General features: G+C 67.6%; 22 protein-coding genes and 1 tRNA gene. 11 read left to right on the forward strand and 12 right to left on the reverse strand.

Annotated features, from left to right (window positions below; translation table 11 throughout):
- Window positions 1-128: 128 nt before the first annotated feature.
- Entirely contained in the window at window positions 129-1,766 is a 1,638-nt protein-coding gene (locus NYZ98_RS39185) for a M4 family metallopeptidase (RefSeq protein ID WP_262850211.1), read from the reverse strand.
- Window positions 1,767-2,118: 352 nt separating this feature from the next.
- On the opposite strand from NYZ98_RS39185, the gene NYZ98_RS39190 reads away from it, so the two are divergent.
- Both NYZ98_RS39190 and NYZ98_RS39195 read left to right on the forward strand, forming a co-directional pair.
- Entirely contained in the window at window positions 2,119-2,592 is a 474-nt protein-coding gene (locus NYZ98_RS39190; protein WP_262850213.1) for a carboxymuconolactone decarboxylase family protein, read from the forward strand.
- 145 nt (window positions 2,593-2,737) lie between these two features.
- A complete protein-coding gene (locus tag NYZ98_RS39195; protein ID WP_262850215.1) occupies window positions 2,738-3,661 on the forward strand; it encodes an RNA polymerase sigma-70 factor in 924 nt (307 codons plus the stop codon).
- Window positions 3,662-4,285: 624 nt separating this feature from the next.
- Here the strand turns inward: NYZ98_RS39195 and NYZ98_RS41670 are convergent.
- Window positions 4,286-4,921, reverse strand: coding sequence for a helix-turn-helix domain-containing protein (locus tag NYZ98_RS41670; protein ID WP_407696445.1), 636 nt, complete (start codon window positions 4,919-4,921; stop codon window positions 4,286-4,288).
- Between the two features lie 200 nt (window positions 4,922-5,121).
- Here NYZ98_RS41670 and NYZ98_RS39200 point away from each other — a divergent pair, with 200 nt between their 5' ends.
- The 4 genes from NYZ98_RS39200 to NYZ98_RS39215 all read left to right on the forward strand — a co-directional run bounded on the left by NYZ98_RS39200 (window position 5,122) and on the right by NYZ98_RS39215 (window position 8,836).
- A complete protein-coding gene (locus NYZ98_RS39200) occupies window positions 5,122-5,763 on the forward strand; it encodes a hypothetical protein (RefSeq protein WP_262850217.1) in 642 nt (213 codons plus the stop codon).
- A 26-nt stretch (window positions 5,764-5,789) separates the two neighbouring features.
- Window positions 5,790-6,446: an SH3 domain-containing protein gene (locus NYZ98_RS39205; protein ID WP_262850219.1), complete on the forward strand. Its 657-nt coding sequence runs from the start codon at window positions 5,790-5,792 to the stop codon at window positions 6,444-6,446.
- A 369-nt stretch (window positions 6,447-6,815) separates the two neighbouring features.
- Window positions 6,816-8,153 carry a histidine kinase gene (locus NYZ98_RS39210; protein WP_456115264.1) on the forward strand — a complete coding sequence of 446 codons (1,338 nt, stop codon included), beginning with the start codon at window positions 6,816-6,818 and terminating at the stop codon, window positions 8,151-8,153.
- A complete protein-coding gene (locus NYZ98_RS39215; protein ID WP_262850223.1) occupies window positions 8,150-8,836 on the forward strand; it encodes a response regulator in 687 nt (228 codons plus the stop codon). Before NYZ98_RS39210 ends, NYZ98_RS39215 begins: the two co-directional genes overlap by 4 nt.
- Here the strand turns inward: NYZ98_RS39215 and NYZ98_RS39220 are convergent.
- From NYZ98_RS39220 to NYZ98_RS39250, 7 genes are all read right to left on the reverse strand, one after another.
- Window positions 8,803-9,735 (reverse strand): CPBP family intramembrane glutamic endopeptidase, encoded by a 933-nt coding sequence (locus NYZ98_RS39220; protein WP_262850225.1) that lies wholly within the window; start codon window positions 9,733-9,735, stop codon window positions 8,803-8,805. The genes NYZ98_RS39215 and NYZ98_RS39220 overlap by 34 nt on opposite strands.
- Window positions 9,736-9,871: 136 nt before the next feature.
- Complete coding sequence (locus NYZ98_RS39225) at window positions 9,872-10,336, reverse strand: hypothetical protein (RefSeq protein WP_262850227.1); 465 nt, start codon at window positions 10,334-10,336, stop codon at window positions 9,872-9,874.
- Window positions 10,337-10,452: 116 nt separating this feature from the next.
- Window positions 10,453-11,991 (reverse strand): sensor histidine kinase, encoded by a 1,539-nt coding sequence (locus NYZ98_RS39230; protein ID WP_262850229.1) that lies wholly within the window; start codon window positions 11,989-11,991, stop codon window positions 10,453-10,455.
- Window positions 11,992-11,995: 4 nt separating this feature from the next.
- A complete protein-coding gene (locus NYZ98_RS39235) occupies window positions 11,996-12,700 on the reverse strand; it encodes a response regulator (RefSeq protein ID WP_262850231.1) in 705 nt (234 codons plus the stop codon).
- Between the two features lie 69 nt (window positions 12,701-12,769).
- Window positions 12,770-14,212: a serine hydrolase domain-containing protein gene (locus NYZ98_RS39240; protein WP_262850233.1), complete on the reverse strand. Its 1,443-nt coding sequence runs from the start codon at window positions 14,210-14,212 to the stop codon at window positions 12,770-12,772.
- Between the two features lie 208 nt (window positions 14,213-14,420).
- Window positions 14,421-14,816, reverse strand: a complete 396-nt coding sequence (locus tag NYZ98_RS39245) for a barstar family protein (RefSeq protein ID WP_262850235.1) — start codon at window positions 14,814-14,816, stop codon at window positions 14,421-14,423.
- A gap of 7 nt (window positions 14,817-14,823) precedes the next feature.
- The gene (locus tag NYZ98_RS39250) at window positions 14,824-15,237 is read right to left on the reverse strand and encodes a ribonuclease domain-containing protein (RefSeq protein WP_262850237.1); all 414 of its coding nucleotides are present in this window, start codon (window positions 15,235-15,237) and stop codon (window positions 14,824-14,826) included.
- Window positions 15,238-16,279: 1,042 nt separating this feature from the next.
- On the opposite strand from NYZ98_RS39250, the gene NYZ98_RS39255 reads away from it, so the two are divergent.
- From NYZ98_RS39255 to NYZ98_RS39265, 3 genes are all read left to right on the forward strand, one after another.
- Entirely contained in the window at window positions 16,280-17,068 is a 789-nt protein-coding gene (locus NYZ98_RS39255; RefSeq protein WP_262850239.1) for a nucleotidyltransferase domain-containing protein, read from the forward strand.
- Window positions 17,069-17,485: 417 nt separating this feature from the next.
- Complete coding sequence (locus tag NYZ98_RS39260; protein ID WP_262850240.1) at window positions 17,486-17,947, forward strand: TIGR03668 family PPOX class F420-dependent oxidoreductase; 462 nt, start codon at window positions 17,486-17,488, stop codon at window positions 17,945-17,947.
- 46 nt (window positions 17,948-17,993) lie between these two features.
- Window positions 17,994-18,449 carry a MaoC family dehydratase gene (locus NYZ98_RS39265; RefSeq protein WP_262850241.1) on the forward strand — a complete coding sequence of 152 codons (456 nt, stop codon included), beginning with the start codon at window positions 17,994-17,996 and terminating at the stop codon, window positions 18,447-18,449.
- Window positions 18,450-18,479: 30 nt separating this feature from the next.
- Here the strand turns inward: NYZ98_RS39265 and NYZ98_RS39270 are convergent, their stop codons facing one another.
- Entirely contained in the window at window positions 18,480-19,052 is a 573-nt protein-coding gene (locus NYZ98_RS39270; protein ID WP_262850242.1) for a sensor histidine kinase, read from the reverse strand.
- Window positions 19,053-19,373: 321 nt separating this feature from the next.
- Here NYZ98_RS39270 and NYZ98_RS39275 point away from each other — a divergent pair, with 321 nt between their 5' ends.
- Both NYZ98_RS39275 and NYZ98_RS39280 read left to right on the forward strand, forming a co-directional pair.
- Window positions 19,374-19,607 (forward strand): RNA-binding S4 domain-containing protein, encoded by a 234-nt coding sequence (locus NYZ98_RS39275; protein WP_262850243.1) that lies wholly within the window; start codon window positions 19,374-19,376, stop codon window positions 19,605-19,607.
- A 262-nt stretch (window positions 19,608-19,869) separates the two neighbouring features.
- A tRNA-Arg gene (locus NYZ98_RS39280) sits at window positions 19,870-19,942 on the forward strand.
- Window positions 19,943-20,169: 227 nt separating this feature from the next.
- On the opposite strand, the gene NYZ98_RS39285 is transcribed toward NYZ98_RS39280, so the two are convergent.
- Window positions 20,170-22,014, reverse strand: coding sequence for a hypothetical protein (locus tag NYZ98_RS39285; RefSeq protein WP_262850245.1), 1,845 nt, complete (start codon window positions 22,012-22,014; stop codon window positions 20,170-20,172).
- Between the two features lie 945 nt (window positions 22,015-22,959).
- A complete protein-coding gene (locus NYZ98_RS39290; protein ID WP_262850247.1) occupies window positions 22,960-23,112 on the reverse strand; it encodes a hypothetical protein in 153 nt (50 codons plus the stop codon).
- Between the last annotated feature and the right edge of the window lie 556 nt (window positions 23,113-23,668).

Genomic DNA, 23,668 nt, shown 5'->3' on the forward strand with positions numbered 1-23,668 from the left:
ACGGTGGGGCATGAGGGCCTCCGGCAGGTCGGTGTAGACGTCGCAATCCACACCGAACCCGAAGGCCCTCACCCATTACAAGAACATCAACGCCGTGTCCGCGTACTCAACCTCCGTGGTCAGTACAGCTAGCCGGCCTGCAGAGTGGGCCGTGAGGGGCGAGCAACGAAGACCTGGTCGGCCGGCGCGCAGGTGTAGGCGCGGACGTCGTCCAGCCACCACGCCGAGACGTACTCCTTGTCGATGACGGAGACGAAACGGATCTGGACTTGGTGCCCGGCCAGCGGGGTCAGGTTCATCCGGCTGGCGGTGTAGCCGTGGGTGCTGCCGGTGAAGCCCTTGGTGGTGCCGTAGCCGGTGGATTTGGCGAGGGCACCGGTGTATCCGTTGTCGGTGAACAGCTTGCCGGCGTCCTGCCACTGACCTCCGTCGAGCCGGTATTGAACGTACCCGGCCCCGAGGTTCTTGCCCTTGTCGACCGACATCAGCCGGGCCTGCTGGAACCGCAGATAGGTGGTGGTTCCAGCCGGGACGGCCAGGGTGGTCTTCCAGGTCGCGATGCTCCGGCGCGGCAGAGCCGGGTCGATCAGATCGGTGGGAGTGTAGGACTCCAGCGAGCGCTTACCCTCTCGCGCGTAGGAGTGGTACTGGATGTCGGAGTAGGCCGGGTCGGTGCCCTGGGCCGGCGGGTAGCGCCACTGCCCGGTCACCGTCCAGGGGCCGGTGTCGGCGTGTTCGAAGCCGTCGGCGGCCAGGACCGTAGCGCTGGTGCCGGTCGGGCACACCGGTGCCGGGGGAACGAGCGCCGCCGCGGGCGAGAGCGGCGGTAGCCGCATCTCGGTGGCGGTGACGGCCCGCTGGACCTGGAGGCAGTCGGTGGCGGTGATGCCGGCGGTGCGGGTGGCCGAGAGGTGGGCGCAGGTTGTGGTCAGCGCGGTGGCCAGGTCGGGGTAGTTGGCCGCGGAGGGCAGCGTTTGCAGGACGCGGTAGTAGATCCTGGCGGCCTTGGGAATGCCGATCCCGGTCACCCGCTGTCCGTTGAAGACGTGTGTGCCGGGTGCGGCGATCAGCCAGGCGGCCTTGTTCCCGACGCCGCTGTTGTAATGCACTCCTCCGCTGTCGTCCGGGCTCCCGGGGTTGATGTCGGCTGCGGACACGAAGTAGTAGGGCGAGTGCATCCGATCCGGCGAGCGGTAGCCGTTCCTGCCCATGGCCCTGGTGGGGTCGGCGAGACTGCGCACCGGTTGGTACTGGGCCTCGTCCTCGCCGAACAGCCAGTCGTTGTGCGGCTGATCGTTGCTGCCGGGAACGGCGGTGACCTGGTCTTCGAACTCGCCGAAGATGTCCGACATCGATTCGTTGATCGCGCCGGACTGGAAGGTGTAAGCGAGGTTGGAGGTGTAGTCGGTGATGCCGTGCGTCAGTTCGTGGGTGGTGATGTCGTCACCGGCCGCGGCGTCGGCAGCGACCACGAAATAGTCGTTCGCCCAGAAACTGCTCTTGACCGGGCAGTTCAGCCCGTCGCAGGCCTCGACCAGTGCCTTGAGCGGCATGCCCTTGCCGTCGACGGAATCCCGGTTCAGGTACTTGGCGAAGAAGTTGTAGGCCGCGCCTAAATTGTCATATGTCTGGTTGACGTCGGCGAGTTCGACCGGGGGTCCGCCTTCGACCCGGGCCGCTTTTGCAGGAGTGCAGCCGGTCGAGATCTCCTTGCCCTTCAGATCGCAGATGACGCGGTACAGCGAATGAGGCCTTGCGATTCGCACCGCACTCGAGGCAGCCGACAGCGGACTTGTCGCGCCTGCCACGACCGCCACCGTGGCGACGAACACGATCAGAGCCAAGGTCTTATACCGCCGTCGTCTAGGCACGACGAGAGAATAAGGCACCGTCCTGGTAGGACGCCAAGCGTGTCGGGACGGCGACGGGATCGCGACCGGCCACCTGCGGATGACCACTGTCTTCCGCCGACACAACTGGTAAGGCGGCGTGCTGCCTCCGGTGTCAGATGCTCCTGCCGTGAGGACATCGAAGACGGGGCAGCGCGGCCATGTCACAGGGGGGCGGGCTGTCTCGTCTCAGGGGGTGTAGCCATCGACGACCGCAGAGGAGCACATCATGGACGCGCGACTGGACTACTTCGCCGACCCGACCGCCGGCAAGGTTCTCAAGTACTTCATGTCGGCGGGCAAGGCGCTCAAGGACTCGCCGCTGCCGGGCGCCACGCAGGAGCTGGTGGCGCTTCGGGTGAGTCAGATCAACGGCTGCGCCGTCTGCATCGACATGCACACCAAAGAGGCCGCCGCCGCCGGGGAGAGCTCGGTCCGACTGCACCTGGTCGCGGCCTGGCGGGAGGCCACGGTCTTCACCGAGGCCGAGCGTGCCGCGCTGGAGCTGGCGGAGAAGGGTACCCGGATCGCGGATGGCGCTGGCGGGGTGAGCGACGAGGTGTGGGCGTACGCCGCCAAGCACTACGACAAGGAGCAACTCGCCGCCCTGGTCATCCTGATCTCCTTCATGAACACGGCGAACCGGCTGAACATCATCGCCCAGCAGCCGGCCGGCGACTACGAGCCCGGGCGGTTGCACTGAAACGGCGCCGGCCGCTGGCCCGGGCTCCGGGGACCCGGGCGGTTGCGCTGAACGGCGCCGGCCGCCGGCTCGGGCACCTGGGCGGATTCACCGCTCCGGGCACCCCGGGCGGTTGTACTGAGGGTTCAAGGGGAGGGGATCCCGCGTGAGCAAGGTCGACGAGTTCGAGGAGCTGCGGCCGCTGCTGTTCTCGATCGCCTATCGGATTCTGGGCAGTGTGAGTGAGGCCGAGGATGCGGTGCAGGAGACGTGGCTGCGCTTTGACGGCTCGGCGACCCGGCCCACGTCGACCAAGGCCCTTCTGTCCGCCGCGGTGACGCGGATCTCGATCGACGTGCTGCGTTCCGCGCGGGTTCGGCGGGAGGAGTACGTGGGCCCGTGGTTTCCCGAGCCGCTGCTGAGCGATCCGTACCAGGATCCGGCGCGGTCGGTGGAGCTGGCCGACTCGGTGTCGATGGCGGCGTTGCTGCTGCTCGAGCGGCTCAGCCCGCTGGAGCGGGCGGTGTTCGTGCTGCGGGAGGTGTTCGGCTTCGGGTTCGGCGAGGTCGCCGCGGCGGTGGGGCGGTCGGAGGCGGCGTGCCGGCAGCTGCTGGTGCGGGCGCGGCGGCACATGGAGGCCGGGCGGCCGCGCTTCGAAGCGGTACGCAAGGAGCGGGAGGAACTGGCGTCGCGGTTCTTCGGCGCCCTCCGCGAAGGCGACGTCGCAGGCCTGCGGGAGCTGCTCGCCGCCGACGTGTCGATGGTCGGCGACGGCGGCGGCAAGGCCCCGCAGCTCGCCAGGGCCGTCATCGGCGCCATGAACGTGGCCCGGGTCCTCGCCTCGGTCTTCCCTCGGATGGCCCGGGTCGACGTGACGTTCGAGCCGCACGACATCAACGGCCAGCCGGGCGCGATCTTCCGCGACCGGGACGGCAAGGTGCTCCACACCCTGGCGCTCGACATACTCGACGGGCAGATCCAGACGATCCGAGCGGTGATCAACCCCGACAAGCTCGGACACGTGGGCCCGGTAGCGGACGCTTGGGCAATCGACCGCGAAGTGAGACAGACACACCGGCCCCCGGAGTGACCGCAATAGCCGACGCTCCTCGAACCCACTACAAAGCAGCTACACCTTCACCGGCAGGAGTACTTCGCCATCTCGGGGGATGACACAAGGAAGCCGGTTGGAACGCCCACACTCCGTGGGCGTTCCCAACCCTCCCCATTTCAGGGACGAGGGATTTTTATCTTTTGGGGTAACGGTTGCATTTCCAGTTGCAGTGGGCCGCCGGGGATCGTGCATCGCCCCGGAGCGCGGCCCTCATGCGCTTGCTCGCGTCCTGCATCAGATCACTGGCGGCACCCGTACACCGTTCAGACCTGGTCATCCTCGTGTGAACGCCATGGGCTTGTTTATCGCGTTCAGGGCCGCCCGCATGTGGTCATACGCTGAGATGCCCATTCGTCGGCGCGGTGGGCATGACTTGGACGGCTGGGCTGCGCGAGCGGAGCGAAGTCCTGCCCGTGATCTACGCGACTTCGTCGCCGGACTTCCCCGTGACTGGGAGGCGGCCAAGGCCGGACTCATCCTGCCTTAAGGCTCCGGGGCAGCGGAAGGCAATGTGAACCGCATCGAGATGATCAAACGGATCATGGACGAGCCGACAACCGAAGAATCGATACCAGTGGCCCTCGCCACCCCTGCCATAAATTAGCAGTGAGGTTTCAAGAAGGAGGAGTCCACCCAGCCCCGCTTGCCGTCGGCCGTAGTGATCTCCCAATAGCCAGATGCATTCTGCTTTCCGGAGTACACAATGTCGGTATTGTGGGGTAGCTGTACAACCGTTTCACCATATTGATCGCGTAACCACAGGTCGTGTGCCGCAACGCGGAAATGGTCACAGCCTGCTGCCATAATGGCTTGCGTATCAGAATGGCCGGTCGGGGCAACGCGACTCATCATCACCACGATCATTCCCAGAAGTCCCAGGACGCCGATCAGTACTCCAGTAATGCTAAACGCAACCGCGCGTCGGCGGAGGAGTTCCTGGGCCTTACTTGACGGTGTTCGGTGTTCGGGCGAGTCCGGCTCAGAGGTTAGTGGCACCCCCACATGCCAAGTCCTGAACACCTCCCTGATGGCCTGGAGCTCAGGTTCCTTGAACTCCCGAGCCCCGGCCTCGCTACGCGACAGTGTGGAAACGGACATTTCTACATTAATCTGCGCAAGCTTCCGTACGACGTCCCCCTGAGTCAGACCAGCGGCCTCTCGTGCCCTTCTCACCCCTTCCCCCACCTGCTCATTCATGATCACAGGAGCGATGCTATTTTCGCGAGATTTGTCCATTTCAACCCCCTTTGCGAACCAGCGGTTCTCGATGCGAAGCCTCAGGCTAGGCGGCTTTTCAGCGGTTTGCACACATTTTCTGAATTTTTCTCACGGAAAACGCTCGCTTGTTCGGCCGCGCCCGTAAAGACTGCGAGCGGTCGCACAAGCGATCCGGAACTTTATTCCGACACAACTACCCTCAACAAAGGAGCAAGAGTTTGCGTCAGGAAATCGCCATGCGCTTCCCCCGCAAGAGTGCGCTCATCCTCGGTATCGCCCTAGCCGCCCAGTTCGGCACACCGGCGATGGCCACGACAACAATGGAAACGCACTACACCCACCGCACCAGCCTCCAGAAGGACTGCGCGATCCACGAGAACTACCCGAAGCCGGGCGCTCCCGTTCGGGCCTGGAACAAGAGCAACGGCCAGAACGTGGGGGTCCGATACACCTACAACGAGTACGCGATGGTCCTCGACTACAGCAAGCAGGACCGCCCCAACTGGGGCTTCATCGCCAAATCCTGCCTGCGCGACCCGTCCGCGTACAGCCAAGGCGACCACGGCACGCCGCTGCCCGATCTGCAGGCCATCGGAGGTGACGGCCGGGTGAAAACCGTTCCCGTCAGCGCGACGCACGCTGGGGGGCCGACCGGCACGCCGATCCACCTTGGCTCCGTCGGTTCCTACCGCAGCGAGCCCGCGTCCTTCGTGATCGGCAACCTACGTGCCGGCGACGTGCTCTACATCACCACCGCCACCTGCGGCCACCACGGTCCAGAGGAGTGGATCCTGGGGTACGCACCGGCCGCCGACCGCTGGGGCTATGTCGAGGCCATGCACCTGCCCGCCTGCCGCTGACCCTCATCCGAACGAAGGAGACATCCATGCGTATGTGGCTCGCGGCACCGCTTCTGATCCTCGCCATCGCCACGCCCGCCTCGGCCGACCCCGCCCCCAGGTATGTGGATAGCGACTACACACTCCTGCGCAGCGCGCCGGGCAGTTTCGTGATCGGGACCGCATACAAGGGTTGGTCCGTCCGCATCGACGGAGGCCAGGACACCTACACCTGGGCCCGCGTCGGCGGCAGCCTAAGCCGGTGCTTCTGGATCTTCTACAAAGCGACTACTCCGGGCGGGCGCGCCATCTCCAAGGCCTGCGGAGCCCCTCGCAAGTATCCCAGCGGCGAGGAGTTCAAGCGCCGGTTCACCAACGGCATGATCGGCTCCAACGGGCAGGGCGACGACGGGCAGCCCGTCAAACTCCAACCCCACGGCGGGTGCGCGGTGCGGAACGGGAAGATCGACGGGTGGGGCAACGTCGAGCCATGGAGGGCCACGTCCAAGCCCTCACGTAAACTCCCCGAAGCGCTAACCATCGGCGTCGACGGGGTATCGACGAGCGGCAGCAACCGCGTCAAATGGCGGTATGTCTCCCGAGACGGCGCGTACGCCATGATCCACGCGACTAGATACGGGGACAACGACGGCATGGGCCACCAGAACTGGTTCTTCATCCGGCGGGACTGCCTGCCACTCTGACTCGTAAGCTTTCGTTGGGCGTTAGCCGATGTCCGCTGATGCTTGTTTTCCCAGGTTGGGACATCGGCTAACGCTACATCTGATCACTGCTAATGCGTTCGGGTCTGTAGCCCATCCGGGGTTCAAATCCCCGAGCCTCCACTCTGCAGAGGCCCTTTCCCTTTCCGGGGAGAGGGCCTCCTTTGTTCCAAATGTGCTTGCCTGTCCCGTTGGTGAATGCAAGGTGAGCGCATCTGGATGGATCACGCTTTCTGGGCGCGCCGAGTGGTGGGTGCCGGGGTCGCATCCGCTGCCGGTGAGCAGGCGTCTTGTGCCGTGTGCGGGGTGATATGGGTCTTGAGGCGGTGGAGCGGGCGCTAGTCTTGCTCGGTGCTCGCGAATGGCGCACGTATTTTCCGGTTCTGGCAGGGTCGGTGGCGGGCCGCTCACTCGTTCGTGAAGGACGGGGTGCTCGCGGCGGGGCTCACGCTGATGGGGTTCGTTCCCACGCTGTCCACCATCGGTGCGCAACTGGCGGACCTGCCCAAGCGTCCGGCGGACGCGCTGGCGGTGGTGCTGACCGTGGCGCAGGCCGTGCCGCTGGTGGCGCGTAGCCGGTGGCCCGCGGCCTGTCTCATGGTCGTCGGCGCGGCGTTCGCGCTTCATCAGGCGCTGTCCTATCCGCAGACGTTCGCCAGCATCGGGCTCTATCTCGCCCTGTACGCCGCCGGGGCCCATCAGGTCCGGTACCGGCGCGGCCTCATGGCGCTGATGACCGCGGGGTACGTCGTGCTGACGGTCGTGCTGGTCGGGCTCGGGTCGCCCAACCGGGCCCCGGACTTCTTCGCGTTCTACCTGGCGCTGGTGGTGTGCCGGCTGACGGGCGGCGGGTTGCGCCGGTGGCGTGCGGAGGAGGCCGAGCGGCGGCGACTCGGCGCGGAGGTGGCCATGGCCGCCGAGCGGGCGCGCATCGCCCGCGAACTGCATGACGTGGTCACCCACCATGTCACCGCCATGGTGGTCCAGGCCGACGCGGCACGCTACGTGGGCGGCGAGGCCGGGGGCGGGCTCGCCGCCATCAGCGACACCGGCCGGCGGGCGCTGACGGAACTCCGGCACCTGCTCGGGGTGCTGGAGGCGACCGGGGAGTCGGCGGTCGCCCACCGTGCCCCGACGCTGAGCGGGGTCGGTGAGATCGTGGAACAGGCCCGGCTGTCCGGTCAGCCCGTCGAGCTGACCGAACACGGCGACCGGCGTCCGCGGGGCGCCGACGTGGAGCTGGCCGCCTACCGGGTGGTCCAGGAGGCGCTCACCAACGCGATCAAGCATGCCGCCGGGCAGCCCACGACGGTCACGGTCCGGCATCACGACGACCACCTCGAGATCGAGGTGACCAACGACGGTCCCACCGACGCCTTACCCCGGGTCCCGTCGGGCGGGCGAGGCCTGACGGGGCTGAAGGAACGGGTACGCATGCTCGATGGCGATCTGGTGGCCGCGGCCCGGCCCCACGGCGGTTTCAGCGTCCGCGCCCTCATCCCGTCCAGGAACACGACCGTCCCGTCTGGTAACGCGACTCACGCCCCCAAGGACGCGACCGTCTCGTCCGGGAACAAGACGCATCCCTCCAGGAACGCGTCCGTCCCGTCCGGGAGCCCGGCTGTCCCCTCCAGGAACGCGACCAACCCCTCCAGGAACGCGGCCGTCCCGTCCGGGAACGCGACGTGACCGGCCCGCCGATCCGGGTGCTCATTTGCGAGGACCAAGCGCTGGTGCGCGCCGGATATATCAGCATTTTCTCCGCCCAGTCCGATATGGACGTCGTCGGGGAGGCCGCGGACGGTCGTACGGCCGTGGACGCCGCGAACCGCCTGCGGCCGGACGTCGTCGTGATGGACATCCAGATGCCCGTCATGGACGGCATCGAGGCCACCCGGCGACTGGCCGGTCCCGGCACCGCCATCCCGGCGAAGGTGCTGGTCGTGACGACCTTCAACGTCGACGAGTACGTCTACCAGGCGCTCAGGGCCGGGGCCAGCGGTTTCCTGCTCAAGGACGCGCCACCGGCCGAACTGGTCAACGGGGTGCGGACCATCGCCCGCGGTGATTCCCTGCTGGCGCCCGCCGTCACCCGCGCGCTGGTCGGCCGCTACGCCGAACGGGTCCGCCCGGCCGGCGCGTCCCGGACGGCCAGGGAAGAGATCGTACGAGTGCTGACCCGCCGCGAGCTGGAGGTGCTCGAACAACTCGCCGCCGGTCTGTCGAACGCGGAGATCTCCGCCGAACTGTTCATCACCGCCGAGACCGTGAAGACCTACGTGTCCCGGATCCTGACGAAACTCGATCTGCGCGACCGCGTGCAGGCCGTCGTCCTCGCCTACCGGGTGGGGTTGGTGTCCGCCGCGGACTGAGCCGCGGACTGAGCCGCACCTCCGCGCCGTACGATCCGGCCCTCGCGCATCGCCTTGCGGAGCAGGATCACCGCGGGCACGGCGCACGTCAGCATCGCGATCAGGCTCGCTTCGGGGCCGAACGTCCCGCCGGTCAGCACCGAGGGACCGGAAAGGCTGGTGTGCAGCAGGCCGTCGAACTCGTTCGCCGTTCCCGACACCGCGGTGCCGAACACGCCCGCCTCGCTGAGGTTCCAGGCGAAGTGCAGCCCGATCGGCAGCCACAACGTACGGCTGGCCACGTAGGCGGCGCCCAGCATGAGGCCGGCTTCGACGGCGATCGCGAGCGAGCCCCACAGCATCGCGGCCGGATCGGCGTTGTGGTACCCCGACGCCAGGTGGGCCCCGCCGAAGATCACGGCGGACAGGCCCAGCGCGAGCCAGGTGCCGGCGCGCTCTTCGAGGAAACGGAAGAGGACACCGCGGAACACCACTTCCTCGGTCACCGCCGTGCAGGCCATGATCCCGGTGGTCGCCAGGAAGCCCCAGAGGGAGCCTCCCTCCACGCCGTCCCACCCGCCGAAGATCAAGATGACCAGCATCGTGGCGAGGAACGCGACGGCGCCGATGGCCGTCCCGCGTAGCAGTCCCGATCGTGCTTCGGTGCGCGCCAGTTCGGGGACGGTCTCCCTGCGCTCGACACGCTTGGACAGCCGTTCGTAGCAGAGGAGAACCGCTACGGAGCTGCCGATACCGATCACGAGTTCCAGGACGCCGAGGCCGCTCAGCGAGGCGTTCAGCACCCCCACGACCATCATGATGACGATGGTCGCGACCAGCATGATCACGAAACGTGACCAGACCCGGGGGGTCCGCCGGGCCGTGGCGGCGCCGTTCTCGTCCTTGTCGCTGGAAACCATGTCGAGGGGGTCCTTTCACAATGGTGTTCGCGCCGAGGCGTTTCGCCCGGCGGTCAACACTACGAAGCCACGTGAAAGGAGAAATCCCTCGTGAGAGAGCAATGCCGGTAGCTCTCACGGGGGACCCAAGAGGGTCTTACGCCGGCTTTGGCCGACGGCGCTTCCAGAGCAGGCGCCACAACAGGTATCCGGGCCAGAACAGCACGATCAGGGTGAACCCGAGGAACATCAGCGGGCCGATGGCATCGAAATAGCCCGGTCGGTGCACCACGACCCCGTGACCTGTGTCGAGGGCCGGCACGCGGGATCCTTCGGTCAGGTCGGACATGAAGTAGCCGTTGATCCAGACGCTCGCCCGGATCGTCCGCCCATCGTCGGATCTGTAGGAGCCCCACCAGCGGCAGGGGCCACGCCCCTGGCACTTCAGTTCCCCGGCGACGAAGGAGCCCATGGTGCCCTGGCGGAGGGCGGCGCGGGTCTCCGTTCTGACGCCGGCGAAGGTGGCCAGACCGAGGATCATCGCGACCATCGCCGCCAGTGGCACCAGCATCCCGACGACCATCACCAGGCATCCGGTGCCGCAGCCGTTTCGCTCCTCCATGCCGCGGCTCCCGTTCGTACGGAAAGGAAGTGCCTGAAAAGGCAACGCAGGGGGAGGCGTCCAGGTTCCGTTGATTATGACTGCGATGGGTCTTTTGTGATGTTCAGGGAGTCGGGTTACCGGTTTCCCACGATCGTCTTGGAGGTGAGGCGATCGTGGAGGAAACACAGGCGGTAAGCGTCGGACGAGGCCGTTTTCGTGTCGTAGTACACGCAGTCCTCGCCCCAGGGCGGGGGCGGGGCGTCGTCCGGCGGGCCGTCCTTGGTGAACGCGGGCAGCAGAGGCCGCAGATCGCCGCGCGCGTCGCCCACCTTCACCTCCTCGTACCGGCCCCGATCAAGGACCGAGAAGGAGGAGCTGACGAAGCTGATGGGGATGACGAGCAGGAAGATCCCGGCCAGCACCGCCAGCGGGGCCACGACCGCCTGGACCAGCCGGTTCCGTACCTGCCGCCGGGCACGGGCCAGCTCCGTGGCGGAGGTGGTGGGCCGGATGGCGGGGGCGGCGCGCGGGGTCGCGCCGTCGGTGACCGGCAGCTCGGCGGCGACCTCGAAGCCGCCCCCGGGGGTCGAGCCGGCGCGCAGTGTGCCGCCCGCGAGGCGTACCCGCTCGTCGAGTCCCACCAGCCCGGAGCCGCCCGAGGTCAGGCTCGGCAGCGGTGCCGCCATCGCCGGGTCGTTGACCACGCTGAGGCCGAGGATCGTCCCGTCCCGTTCGAGCCGGACGTGTACGGCGGCGCCCGGCGCGTGCCTGGCGGCGTTCGTCAGGGCTTCCTGGAGCAGGCGGTGGACGGCGTGGCCGACCATGGGCGGCAGGTCGCCGGTGTCGCCCAGGCGTTCCAGGGTGACCGTGACCCCTGAGCCACGCACGCGTTCGACCAGGGACTCGGCGTCCTCCGCGGGCAGGGTCCCGGGCGGCCGCTCGTCGTCCTCGCGCAGCACACCGATGATCGTCCGGAGTCGTTCGGTCGCGGCCCCGGCGGCCGCCCGCAGCTCGCCGGCGGCGGCCTGCTGCCGGGCGTCCAGTTTGGGGTCGAGCTCCAGGGCACCGGCCCGTACCGCGATCAGCGTCAGGTCGTGGCCGAGCGAATCGTGCATGTCGCCCGCGATGCGGGCCCGTTCCCGGAGACGGGCGCGGTCGGCGACGGCCCGCTGCTCGCGTTCCAACCGGTCGGCCAGCCGCCAGCCCGTGCCGACCAGTTCGGCGTACTGGCGGCGGTAGCGGCCCAGCAACCACGGCACCCCCACCGTGAGCAGCAGCGTCAGCAGTTGGGTGGGCCAGCTCCACAGGTCGTGCAGGACGAGCACGCACAACGGCAGTCCGGCGGCGGTGACGGCGCCGAAGAACCACAGCGCAGGACGGGCGGTCGCCGTCCGGTGCCCGGCCAGGAAACCGAAGAGCACCAGCGCCGTCCAGTACAGCGGGCTCAGCATCCGCACGTCCAGCGCGAGGCTCAGCGCCACCGGCACGGCCAGCGCCGTCAGCGGCCATCTGCGGCCCAGCGCCACCGCGGCCCCCAGAAGCGGGACGCCCACGGCCACCGTCACCACGTCCCGCCCGTTCAGGGAGGCGGCCGCCGCGACCGGCGGCAGGCACACCACCAGCCACAAACCGAGGTCGAAGAGACGGGAGAACCGGCCGGGTGCGCTGCGCATGAACTCAGGATCTCCGTTGCCCGCGCACCGGCGCCTCTGACGAAAGTGGGGTTTCCTCCTCGGCTACGAGACCTGCCTCGTATGCGAGGATCGCGGCTTGTACTCGGTTCTTCAGGTCGAGGCGGGTGAGGATCTGGCTGACGTACCCCTTGACCGTGCCTTCGACGATATGCAGGCGCCGGGCGATCTCGGCGTTGGACAGGCCGGCCCCGACCAGGGCGAGGACCTCGCGCTCGCGGGCGGTGAGCTCCTGGAGGTGGGCGCGGGCGACGGCCTGCCTGCCGAACCCCCGCGTACCGAGGCGGGTGATGACCCGCCGGGCGATGGTGGGGGAGAGGTACGCGCCGCCGTCGGCGATCGCCTGGACGCCGGCGATCAGTTCGCGTGGGTTGCCTGACTTGAGGAGAAAGCCGGCCGCGCCGGAGCCGAGCGCGCTCGCGATGTACTCGTCCTCGGAGAAGGTCGTGAGCATCACGACGGCGATCTCGGGGAGGAGTCGGCGCAGTTCGGCCGCCGCCTGGAGCCCGTCGAGCCGGGGCATCCGGATGTCGAGCAGGCAGATGTCCGGGCGGTGCCGCAGGGCCAGGTCGATGGCCTCGTGTCCGTCGGCCGCCTCGGCGACGATCTCGATGTCGCCGGCCGTGGCGAGGATCGCCCGGATGCCGGCCCGGATCAGCGCCTCGTCGTCCGCCAGCAGCACTCGGATCATCGGCCCCCGCCTCCGCCCGTCCGCGAAGACGGCACCCGAAGCCGGGTACCGCCCGGTAATGCAGGCACGCTACCCCACGTGAGAGGGACGGGCAGATGTCGGCGCCAGCGGTGGGGCCGTGCCCGACCGGCGGATGAGTACCGTGTTGACGAGCCGGGAGACGACGACGGCCGCGGCGGCCAGCGCGCCGGTGCCGGCCCAGATGTACAGCGCGAGCCAGACGTAGGTGACCTGGTCCAGCGTGCCCTCGCGGCGCATCAGGAAGCCGAACAGATCGGCGAGCCCGGTGTAGAGCGCGACCGGCAGCGCGTAGGGGACCAGTCGTACGATCAGGCGCCACGCGGGGCGGGCGGCACGGCGCCGGGCCCAGCGCCGGGCGCGGCAGACCCCGAGGACGCCGAGCCCGAGGTTGAGCAGCGTCAGGCCGGCCAGCCACGGGTCCGCGGTCGTGGTGAAGGGTACGGCGCCCGCGTCGGGGCGGCCCTCGAGGATGTCGATCAGGCCGTCGGTGATGATGACCGCGTCGTCACCGGAGATCATCCCGGTGTTGGTGACGACGGCCATGCCGTACCCGCTCGTGGGCAGGAGCGTCTGCTCGGAGTTGTGGGTGAGCAGCCAGCCGGTGTGGCGGACCTGGGGCGCTCCTCCGGCGGTCCTCCCGGTGTCCCATCCCATGCCGTACGTGCTGCCGCCCACGCCGGATGCGGTCTGGGCGGTCTTGAGGGTCGCCTTGGGGAAGACGTGGCCGCCGCCGTTCTGCGTGATCAGCCATTTGGCCATGTCGTCGGCGGTGCTGACGACGCCGAAGGCGCCGTTCGTGAACCACTTCGGGTGGGAGCGCCTGATGACCTGGCCGTAGGCGCGGATGTACCCCTCGCCCGCGCCGGGGAGGTCCATCGTGGTGTTCATCGTCCTGGTGGACGTCATGCCGATCGGACCGAAGATGGTGGCGGCCATGTAGTCGGCGAACGGCATCCCGGTCACCACCTCGACCAGCCGCGCCGCGACGGTGTAGTTGGGGTTGTGATAGGCCTCCTTGGTGCCCGGATCGGTGGCGAGCGGGGCGTTCCGCATCATCGCGACGGCGTCCTTGAGGGTGTCCGGCGCGGGGAGCGTCAGCTCGGGGAAGGTCTGGTCGCTCATCCCCGAGGTCTGCTGGAGCAGTTCCCGCGCGGTGATCTTCCCGGCACGGGGATCGGCCATGGTGAACTCGGGCAGATATGTCCGGACAGGGGCGTCCAGGTTGATCTTGCCCTGGTCGGCGAGGTGGAGCACGGCCAGGGCCGTGAACGACTTGGAGACCGAGGCGAGTGGCATCGGCGTGGCCTTCGTGATCGCCTCGCCGCCGGCCGTGTGGCCGTAGCCCGCGGCGAGCACGACCTGGTCGCCCTTGGTGACCGCGACCAGGGCACCGGGGAGGTGGGTCCGCTCGATGTAGTCACGCATGTAGTGGTCGACCGCGGCCGCACTCAGTCCGCCGCCCTCCGTCGCGGTCTCTGTGGCCCCTGCCACGGCCCTCGCCGCCGTTGTCCCCGTCGCGCCCGTCGCGAGCAACACGCCGGTCAGACCGGCGATCGCTGCGGCCTTCCGCATCCTCATTGGAGGCCCTCAAAGGTTTCCGTTCGCATGCGACGAAGCTAGAAGCCGGCACGAGGACCACACATCGCACGATCGGCAGGACCCCGCCCTGACTTTCGTCAGGTATGTCGGATGGGGCGGGTCAGGTCAGGGCGATGGCGATGCGATGCAGGAGCAGGGGTTCGTGGGCCGGGTCGGTGTGGAGGGTCACGGTCAGGCCGGTGGCGGCGGCCTCGGTGAGGACGGCCAGCAAGGCGGCCAGCTGTTCTGGGGGCTCGTCGGTGAGCAGTTCCTCGGCGTTCCGGACGATCAGGGTCACGTCTCCGGAGCGGGTCGCATCTCTGGTGAGGGTCGCGTCGCGCAGGGAGTCGGCGAGCGCGTCCCAGTTGTGGCCGAAGTACTCGGGGAAGCGCAGCGCCCGCGCCGCCTCCTCGAAGAAGGCGGCGCGGGTCCGGCACGCGCGCCCGTCGACGACCGCCGGCGCCGGGCCGGTGGACACCGTCAGCCATTGCGGCAGAGGACGTGCGGCGGATGTCATTGGATTCCTAGAGCCGGTAGAAGTCGGTGTAGTGGTTCGGGGAGAACCAGGTCACGCCGGTGCTGCGGTTGACGACGATCCGGTACGCGTCACGCGCCGCGCCCCTCGCCCGGGAGTACACGTCGTACTCGTAGTAGGTGGCGCCGCTGGGCAGCTGGCCCTCTCGGTTGTAGAAGCGCCCGCCAGTGTAGTTGTACCTGCCGTCCGGCCAGGAGTACCAGCCGCTGGTCGTGGGGTAGCTCTTGGCGGCCCAGTTGGCGTCGGCCGAGCGCGCGTCGGAGCACCGGGAGATGGTGCAGGAGTTGTAGACCGACGCGCTGGCGGGGGTGATGCCGACGACGCCGGTCAGGGAGGTGATGGCGGTGACCACGACGATGAACCGGGCCAGCCACGAGGGTCGGGGGCGTTGCAGGGTGTGCACGAAGCCTCCAGGCGAGTACGAGAGGGGTCGGACATCTGTCAGGATCCCCGACAAAACCGGTCAAACATAAGGCAAAGCTCGCCAAAGGTGTGGTGAACTCTTCGCGGCATCGGGCCGACGCCGAAATCGCGCCGCGGGTGGTCGGCGTTCGTGCCGCACCGGCCGGCTCCATCCGATCAGGGCCGGGCGCCTGGTCCGCGCCGCCGGGCCGCCTGATGACCGAGGCCGGGCCGTGCGATGACCACGTGGTGGCCGGTCGGGTCGGGTGGTGGCGTGGCCAGGGGTGGTGTGGCGATGGTCAGGTCGCGGCGATGGCCGGGTCGCGGTGATGGCCGGGTCGCGCGGTGGGGACGGGAAACTCGCGCGCGCGATGTGCGGAGGACCACCTATCCTGTGAACAAAGTCAGCGCCTCGCCGTTTTCCGGAACCTCGAGGCGGACAACTGGATACGTTCCTTCCCCGGTGCGCAGGCTGCGGATACTTCATGGGAACAGGAAACGCGGGTTCGATTCCCGCTCGCCCTTGCCGGGCGGTGGCTCAATGGCAGAGCGCCTGTTTGTAAGCCCGTCGCCGACTCCGATCTCGGGGAAGATCGCGATTCGCTGGGCGCCTTCCCGGTGCGTAGATGGCAGTTACTTCTTTGGTGACACCCTCGGGTGGCGGGCTCGAAACCCGCAAGCACTGCCACCAACTTGATCTCGGGAACGGTACGACCTGACGTGCGAGGAGAGCCGCTTTCGTTACCCGCTGGTATCAGGTGGATCGCCAGCGTGACAACCAGGGAGCGGGGCGGCGCGTCACATTAGTGCCCCGGCAAGAACGGAGCCCCGTTTCCTCATGGAGGCGGGGCTTCGGGCATTCCCGGAACTCTGCTGCTACGCGGGTTCCGGTGCGAGAAAATGCGTAGCGTGTTTCCGGGAAACGGCGTAGATCTTGGTCGTGGGACGGAGAGCTTCCCACCTCTGGCTGGACGCGGATTCGGCGGCCCAAGGGCGGTCGGATTTCCATGTCCCGGCCTGTGGATGGACGATCAGGGGACGACATGAGCTGGACCAAGCATTCCACGCCCGAGTACCAGGCCATCGTGGACCAGATGACCATTCTGCGGTGCCAGGTCGGTTCAGGCGTGCACGGCACCGCCATCGCCGGCACCGACGACCGTGACGAGATGGGCATCAGCCTCGAGCCGCCCGAGTACGTGATGGGCCTGCGGCGGTTCGACCAGTACGTCTACCGGACCCAGCCCGAAGGCGTCCGGTCCGGCCACGGTGATCTCGATCTCATCGTCTACTCGCTGCGCAAGTGGATGCGCCTGGCGACCACCGGCAACCCGACCGTGCTCCTGCCGCTGTTCGTCCCGGCCGAGGAGATCGTCAGCATCGACGCCGTCGGCCACGACCTGCGTGCCAGGGTCGACATGATCCTTTCTCGGCGGGCGGGGCACCGGTTCCTCGGCTACCTGCGCTCCCAGCGCGACAGGATGGTTGATCACCCGGACGGGAAGCGCACCAACCGTCCCGAGCTCGTCGAGCGGTACGGCTACGACACCAAGTACGCCGGGCACATGATCCGCCTCGGCGTGCAGGGCATCGAGCTGCTGGAGACGGGAGCGATCACGCTGCCGATGCCGGAGCGCTGGCGGACGCTCATCGTCGACCTGCGGCAGGGCAAGTACACCAGGGCCGACGTGCTGGCCCTGGCCGCCGACCTGGAGGACCGGCTCGAGCGGCTGATCCCGATCTGCGACCTTCCCGAGGAGCCGGACATGGAACGGGTCGACCGCTGGCTCGTCGAAGCCCACCAGGGCGCGTGGGCACAGGCGTCGCATTAGGGGAGTAGGCCCCACAAGCGACAAATCATCGTAAATCGTTCTCCGTGGCATGAGGAATATCAATCAGCTACATGCGAGGATGTTTCTGGTCATGGTCCAGGCGCCCTCCCCTGGAGAACAGGCAGTAAGCACATGGAAACCGGCACGTCCGAAACGCTCCCGCTCCCCCGGCGCGACGGAGCCACACGTTGCGAGGAGGCCGACAACGGCCGCCGCTGCGTCCTTCCCCTCGAACACGAAGGGGAGCACCTCTTCCCCCGCCACCCGGACACCTGATCGGGGCTATTCAGTCCGAATGCTGCTCCATTCGCTATCCAGACGATCTGATCTCGGACCAGCCCGGCACCGGACGAATCGGCACCCTTGCCCCGGCCCTGGTTCGTCACGCATGCGGCGACGCCGTGCTTGGATACGCGAATGGCCCAGGTGGAAGACGATCCGGCACGGCGCGGTGGCGCAGGTCCCGCCGAGGACGGCCGGGCGCGGATGCGGGAGGCGCGCGTGGCCAGGCTGGCCACCGCCGGCGCGGACGGTGCGCCGCACCTCGTCCCGGTGACGTTCGCCCTCGCCGGCGACCGCATCGTGACCGCGATCGACCACAAGCCCAAGCGGACCACCGACCTGCGCCGGCTGCGGAACATCCGGGCGAATCCCAAAGTGTCCGTTCTGGTGGACCACTACGACGATGACTGGACGCGCCTGTGGTGGGTGCGGGCCGACGGCCTGGCCACGCTCGTGGAGCGGGAGGACGAGCGGGCCGCCGTCCTGGCACCGCTGGTCACGAAATATCCCCAATATGTGGATAACGTCCCCGCAGGACCGGTCATCCTCATCCAGATCACCCGGTTCGCGACCTGGTCGTACTCAGGGGACATCTAGCCCGGTGGCCTGGTAGCGGCGGCGTCGGCAGAATAAGATTCTGGCCATGCGGACCTTCACGAACCTGAACGAGCTGAAGGCGGCCACCGGCGAGCACTTCGGGTACACCGAGTGGCGTGAGATCACCCAGGAGCAGGTCAACCTGTTCGCCGACGCCACCGACGACCACCAGTGGATCCACATCGACGTCGAGCGGGCCAAGGACGGCCCATTCGGCGCGACGATCGCGCACGGCTACCTCAGCCTGTCCCTGTTGCCCTCGTTCATGACGGAGCTTTTCAGGGTCGGCGGGCTGAAGATGGGGATCAACTACGGCCTCAACAAGGTGCGCTTCCCGGCCCCGGTCCCCGTGGGGGCGAGGGTCCGGGCCGGCGCCGAGCTCATCGAGATCAAGGACACGCCCACCGGGACGCTCTCCAACCTGCGGATCACCGTGGAGGTCGAGGGCCAGTCCAGGCCCGCGTGCGTCGCCGAATCCCTGTCGCTCTACGTCGCCGAATGATCCGCTCCTCGTAGGCGCTCGTGCGGTCGGCTAGGTCCGGAGGGGCAGTTCGGCGTGCACGCGCCAGCCCCCCTCGTACGGACCGGCCGTCATCGAACCGCCGAGCCTGTTCGCCCGGCGCCGCATCACGGCCAGCCCGTGATGCGGCCCCCGGGAGGGCGCCCCCTTCCCCGACATGGGGTTGTCCACCGTGAGGGTGAGCCGGTCGGGGCGGTAACACAGAACCACGGTGGCGTTCGGCTCACCGTGTTTGAGGGCGTTGGTCAGCGACTCCTGGATGATCCGCATACCGGCGAGGTCCACCGGATCCGGCAGCTCCCGCGGCGATCCCGCCAGATGGAGGCGTATGGTCAGGCCGCCGTGGCGGGAACACTGCACGAGGTCGGCCAGCGTGGGACGCGGGTAGTCGTACTGGGCGCGGAGCAGCAGGTGGGTGAGGTCCGCGACGTGCTGGGAGTGTGCCTGGGCGGCCACACCCCGGTTGCGCCGCCTGAGGAGGAACACCGCGAAGATCGTCACGAGCCCGAGGCAGGCCAGCCCGATCCCCGCGACGACCTGCGCCGGGAGACCGCTGATGGCGTACAACGCTGGCTGCTGATTCATGCCTTCGATCCGCGAGGTCCTGCTGGCCTGAGAGCCACTCCGAGTGACCCGTTCATAGCCACCGACGCCTCGCGCCACGCCCGGACCGATGAAAGTTTGCAGGGGTTTTGTCCGCCTTCGAGATCATTCAAGGCTAAATTCCCTTTCGCCCCCCGTCCAGCCCTCCGCCAGAACGTCGGCACCTCCCCGGGCCACACGTCCTCGCCAGGCCACCACCTCCGCACGCCAGCCCGTTCCACGCGCCACCGCCACTGGGCGTGGCGTGCTCAACTGCCGGGAGAGCGGTCTCCGCCTTGTGCCGATCTGCCTATGCTGATGGGCGTGGACGAGAACTTCCTGGAGGAGACCTTCCAGCTACGCACCGATTTCATCCCGCTGTGCGACCTGCTGAAGTACTGCTCCGTCTCAGAGAGCGGCGGCGAGGCCAAGCACTTCATCGCCGAGGGCAACGTCATGGTCGACGGCGACGTGGAACTGCGCAAGACCTGCAAGATCAGGGCCGGCCAGGTGGTCAGCGGCCTCGACTTCGAAATCCGCGTAGTAGCCGCCCCCTGACGCAGCCCTCAGACACCCCTCCTGAGGGCACCCCTACGTCACCTCTCGACCCCGCCCCCGGGCCCCGCCGCTGACCCCGCCCCTGACGCTCCTCCTGGCCCCGCCCGCCTCCCCAACCAGCCACACGTCACGGCCTCCGTCCCGCACCCCGATGCGGCTCACGACCACAACCCCCTCCGTCCCCCGCCTCGGACGCCCCAGCCGCTCCCGATATCGGTTCGGCACACCCCCCGATACCCGCTATGCTTGTCCAGGCAAGCAGGCGGCCGTAGCTCAATGGATAGAGCATCTGACTACGGATCAGAAGGTTACGGGTTCGACTCCTGTCGGCCGCGCTCATGTGAAAGGCCCGTCACCGGGGGCTCCCTGGGACGGGCCTTCGTGTTTGGTCATGACCATCTCGCGATCTTGCTAACACCCCTGCTCACAGGTGACCAGAGGCAGCTCTCGCCTACTCGCCGATCGCTTGAGCGAAGATCTCCGCAGCGCAGGCCGCGCCCCTGGGTGCAGTTTGAGGTCCCAGGGGCGCGGCTGCGTCAGTTCGACCGCGACCTTCCCGTGCCTACTTCTTCGGCACGTACAGCCGGATGTTGTCGATGCGGGCCTGGCCCTCGCCGACGTTCGTGTACGGCTCACCGATGACGAAGTAGTCGGGGTAGGCCGAGCCGGCCGGCCACTGGTTGTCCCACGTCTTGGAGCCAAATGCGCCCTGCGCGGTGTGCGACGTGTTGAACTGGCCGCCGTACTCTCCGGCGTCCACGTTGTAGTGGAAGATCGGGACGTTCGCCCCGACCACGCCGGAGTCGTCGTCGATGAAGCCCCGGGTGAACCGGTAGGTCTTTTTGCCGACGTTCTTGAAGTCGCCGCTGACCTCGAGCGTGTAACCCGCCTCGGTGCGCTCGATGGCGAATGTGTAGTCCTTCTTGGGCATCAGCTCGGGCTGCAGCTCCACGGCCGACTTCTGCACGCCGGAAACCGGCCGACGGTCGCAGCTCGTCACGAACGTCTGCGACTGACCGAGCGAACCCGTGAAGTAGAGCATGTTCACCGTGGTGCGGTTGCTCTCGTCCCAGGGGTACTTCTCACCGGTCAGCGAGTTGCAGACGTCGTAGCCGTCCGTGTTCCGGGACGGGGCCGGGCTGAACTGGTCCAGTAGCACCTTGCGATGCCAGTGGTACATCGCCAGGTTCCGGGGCATCGCCGGGAAGTCCAGGATCGACATGTAGTGGAACGCGTTGTACGCCTCGTTGCTGTCCTCCCGCACGGAGTGTGTGGCGCAGGGGTCGGCCGGTTCGATGTCGTTCGGGTCGCCGACCCAGGGGTAGAACGTCTTGCACTCCCCGAGGGCGTACCCGTTGTACTTGCCGTCGTAGAACAGCGAGCCGTTACGCAAGCCGCCGAAGTCGAGCGTTTTGAGGTCGTACTCGATGCGGTAATACTTCGGCAGCGGCTTGGTGTTGCGGATGATCGCGCCACCTGTGTAGTTGGGCACGGTGATCTTGGCGACGGAGCCCGCCTTCTTCAGCGACTCCGTCGTGATCGACGGACGTTCGGCAATGTCGGTATAGCTGTCGTCGACCCGCCCGCCGCTCTCGCGCGCGGAGAGGGACGCCGTGAGCCAGCCGTTCCGGCCGAACTTGGTCTCCTGCCGGTAGGTCCGCATGGTCGCCATCGCCGCGTCGAACTCGGGGCCGAGCTGAAGGCGGTAGAGGTCGCCGTTGTCGTCGTTGAAGTCGTCGACCGGCTCGCTGTAGTCGTCGAGCACCCACGGGCTGGCCTTGGTGCGGATCGGCTTCCCGAACTGCTCGACATACTTGAGCTTCCAGCGCGGGGTGACGGGATCCGGCTCGGGCGAGGCGGCCGCGCACGGCGGGGTCACGCCGTCGTCGTTCTGGATGATCGTCAACTTCACGCTGTGGAAGGTCACCCCGGCCGTGCCCGCCTCGACGCGGAAATCGGCTCCGCCGTTCTCGCGGTTGGCGAACCGGGCGTCCATCAGCTCGAAGCCCGCCGTCTTCCACGTGTTCGACCCGGTGCGGTTCACCGAACCCGTCGAGCCGTACGCGTTGCTGGTCGAGTCGTACTGGACGCGGAATGTGGCCCCGCCCTCGTCGAAGTACTCGACCTGCAGGCACGCGACGAACGCGCCATCGAAGGCGACCGCGTCGTCGACCTGGAAATACATGTGTTCCGCCGGTGCCGAGGTCTGCACGGTCGCGCGTGCGCTCAGCCCGCCGACCGTCACGGGTGCGGTCGTGCCGTCACCCTGCTCGATCTGGCGGAGACCGTTCTCCTCGTTGACCTCGCCCAAGATGATCGAGGCGCTGGGCTCGTCCGCGGCGGCCGGCGTCGCGGCGAGGACCAGAGATGCCCCCAGGGTGACCACGCTCAGGGCCGCCGCGGCCAAGCGACTTCCGCGATTGCGAGTTGTTGCTCTCATTGCGCTTCCTTCTCCGTTGAGCAAGGCGTCCGTTCGTGGCCGATGAGGGTTGTGAAGACGTTGGCCGTGACCGACACACCTTCGTCGTCGTGGGCGAACCCGACGTGCGCGGCGCCGTCGGCGGGTGGCGTTGGTGACGTCGGCGAGCCCGAGCGCCGGCGCCAAGGACTCCGTCCGCGAGCCCGTCTGGTGCGGCTGGAGGACCGCCGGGGAGAAGAACCGTGGGCCGTGCTGACCGCGACTTGGGACGCGGCTGCCAGATCGTGCGGGCTCGCACCCGCTGTGCCGGCGGACGCCACCGTCTCCAGCAGCTCGAAAGCCTTGGTCGTACTCGAGGACTTCCTCGTCGTCGGCATTCCTGTCGTCACCATTCGAATAACTCGAATCCTCTGCGATTTGGTACCTGATCACAGCCTTGATAAATGTGAGACACCTTGTCAAGGGTTTCGATTCGTGGACTTTACTGGCTGATCGACGGATTCCTCACCGGGCATTCGAGTATGTCGAATCGACGGTTCATCTCGACACCGGCGTGGGCCGTCGACGGTCGCGGCCACGGTGATGTGCACTGCGGCAACTGGTCACACCGCTTGTCGCAAGGGGAGACAGACTCCCGCCGCACGTCGAGCGCGAGCCCGGTCACCGGCAGGCGGCGTTCGAAGGACGTCAGGCGCACGCTTGCTCGTGCCAACCCCGAGGTCCACTCGGTGGACTCGGCCACCAGCTGTGTTGTCAATGGCTAGTTGCCAAGTGAATCAGAACAACTCCTTTCCCCAATTGCGAGGAGTATTGTTAATAGCGGTCCAGGGTCTTTTGATGACGGGCGGCCAGGTGCTGGGCGTGGCGAGTGCCGCGGCGGGCCTCGAAGTCATTGCCGTTTTTTCGGTAGTCGGTATTTCTAGTTACGACCGCCTAAGCGATGACAAAGCAGGGTGGGAGCAGGGTGTCGGCGATGGTGACCGCGCCCTTCTTAGCGTGCTGCTTGCCGAAGTCGCGGCCCAGGCGGCGCAGCCGGGTGCCGATGCTGGACCGGGTGCGGGCGGTGACCCAGGCCGCCTCGACCATCGCGGCCCTGAAGCGGCTCCGGCGGCGATGGCGCGATTACGGGACATGCACGGGATGATCAAGCGAAGGGCGGCACTGGTACGGGTTGTTTGCCCAGGTCAGATCTACTGCCGAAACGGTTCCAGCCGCGCTCTCCTAAGCGGGTGCTGTACGTCCGAGTCCTGCCGGGGCACACCTACTGACGTGCCTACGAATAGCTTTAGATGTGGCTCCCGAGTTGCTCGATTGCCGTACGCGCGAAGTCCCGCGCACCCTCGCTGGCGCCAGCCGCCAGGCCGGTCGCAATTGGAGCGAGTAGGCCCTTCAATGCGGTCATTGCGCGGCGTAGCTTGCCGGGATCTGGTTCGGCCTGGATGATCTCGGCTAGCGCATCATCCGTGGCTACTTGCGCGTCCGTCAAATCCTCGGTCGCTACAGGGTCAGTTTTCAGGCTCTGGCACTAATTTCGTGATCTTCCGGCGGTCGACTGCCCGGGTTGCCGATCATGCTGGGTGACGATTTCGGGGTTGCTGACGGTCCTGTTCCCTCATCTGGCCTGCGTGCAGATCGACCAGGT

The sequence above is a fragment of the Sphaerisporangium corydalis genome, from assembly GCF_025506355.1.
GTDB lineage: Bacteria > Actinomycetota > Actinomycetes > Streptosporangiales > Streptosporangiaceae > Sphaerisporangium > Sphaerisporangium corydalis.

What these genes read in the sequence shown, in the direction of transcription:
- NYZ98_RS39220 (WP_262850225.1), bottom strand. Translation starts at nt 9,735, where the DNA reads ATGGTTTCCAGCGACAAGGACGAGAACGGCGCCGCCACGGCCCGGCGG.
- NYZ98_RS39205 (WP_262850219.1), top strand. Translation starts at nt 5,790, where the DNA reads ATGCGTATGTGGCTCGCGGCACCGCTTCTGATCCTCGCCATCGCCACG.
- NYZ98_RS39270 (WP_262850242.1), bottom strand. Translation starts at nt 19,052, where the DNA reads ATGAATCAGCAGCCAGCGTTGTACGCCATCAGCGGTCTCCCGGCGCAG.
- NYZ98_RS39235 (WP_262850231.1), bottom strand. Translation starts at nt 12,700, where the DNA reads ATGATCCGAGTGCTGCTGGCGGACGACGAGGCGCTGATCCGGGCCGGC.
- NYZ98_RS39225 (WP_262850227.1), bottom strand. Translation starts at nt 10,336, where the DNA reads ATGGAGGAGCGAAACGGCTGCGGCACCGGATGCCTGGTGATGGTCGTC.
- NYZ98_RS39230 (WP_262850229.1), bottom strand. Translation starts at nt 11,991, where the DNA reads ATGCGCAGCGCACCCGGCCGGTTCTCCCGTCTCTTCGACCTCGGTTTG.
- NYZ98_RS41670 (WP_407696445.1), bottom strand. Translation starts at nt 4,921, where the DNA reads ATGGACAAATCTCGCGAAAATAGCATCGCTCCTGTGATCATGAATGAG.
- NYZ98_RS39190 (WP_262850213.1), top strand. Translation starts at nt 2,119, where the DNA reads ATGGACGCGCGACTGGACTACTTCGCCGACCCGACCGCCGGCAAGGTT.
- NYZ98_RS39290 (WP_262850247.1), bottom strand. Translation starts at nt 23,112, where the DNA reads ATGGTCGAGGCGGCCTGGGTCACCGCCCGCACCCGGTCCAGCATCGGC.
- NYZ98_RS39260 (WP_262850240.1), top strand. Translation starts at nt 17,486, where the DNA reads ATGGCCCAGGTGGAAGACGATCCGGCACGGCGCGGTGGCGCAGGTCCC.
- NYZ98_RS39245 (WP_262850235.1), bottom strand. Translation starts at nt 14,816, where the DNA reads ATGACATCCGCCGCACGTCCTCTGCCGCAATGGCTGACGGTGTCCACC.
- NYZ98_RS39255 (WP_262850239.1), top strand. Translation starts at nt 16,280, where the DNA reads ATGAGCTGGACCAAGCATTCCACGCCCGAGTACCAGGCCATCGTGGAC.
- NYZ98_RS39265 (WP_262850241.1), top strand. Translation starts at nt 17,994, where the DNA reads ATGCGGACCTTCACGAACCTGAACGAGCTGAAGGCGGCCACCGGCGAG.